The 595-nt window shown below is 67.6% G+C and carries 1 protein-coding gene; it reads left to right on the plus strand.

Annotated features, from left to right (window positions below; genetic code table 11):
* On the plus strand, positions 1-501 hold a 501-nt coding region (locus GWK61_RS55025), incomplete at its 5' end, for a SigE family RNA polymerase sigma factor (RefSeq protein WP_194922359.1).
* Between the last annotated feature and the right edge of the window lie 94 nt (positions 502-595).

Genomic DNA, 595 nt, shown 5'->3' on the forward strand with positions numbered 1-595 from the left:
GACTTCACTGCGTTCGTTGGGGCGCAGGGGGCGCGCCTGTTGCGGTTGGCGGAGCTGATCTGTGGGGATCCGCATCGGGCAGCGGATTTGACGCAGACTGCGTTGGAGCGTGCCTATCTGCGGTGGCACCGGATTCGTTCCGACGATCCGTTGGCTTATGTGCGCCGCATCATCGTCAACTCCTATCGCGACTGGTGGCGGCTGCGGCGGGGGCGTGAGTGGAGCACGGATGCGGTGCCGGAGCGGGCGCAGGCCTGGGATATCGCGGACCGTCAGGCGCAGCAGGACCTGATGCAGGCCGCGCTGCGGAAGCTCTCGCGGCGTGAGCGGCAGGTCGTGGTGTTGCGCTACTACGCGGACCTGAGTGAGGCGGCTATCGCGGCGGAGTTGCGGATCGCGCCGGGGACCGTGAAGAGCAGCCTGTCGCGCGCCCTGGGGCGGCTGCGGGCGTTGCCGGAGTTCGCCGAGCGGGGCGAGCACGTCGAACTGGAAAGGGGATGAAGTACATGGATGCGAATCAGGATGTCGGGGGCTCCGGTTTCGAGGAGCGGATCAGGGAGTTGTTCGCGGATGGGGCGGGGGACCGTGTTGTCTC

Source organism: Catenulispora rubra, assembly GCF_015356825.1.
In the GTDB taxonomy this organism is placed as follows: Bacteria; Actinomycetota; Actinomycetes; order Streptomycetales; family Catenulisporaceae; genus Catenulispora; species Catenulispora rubra.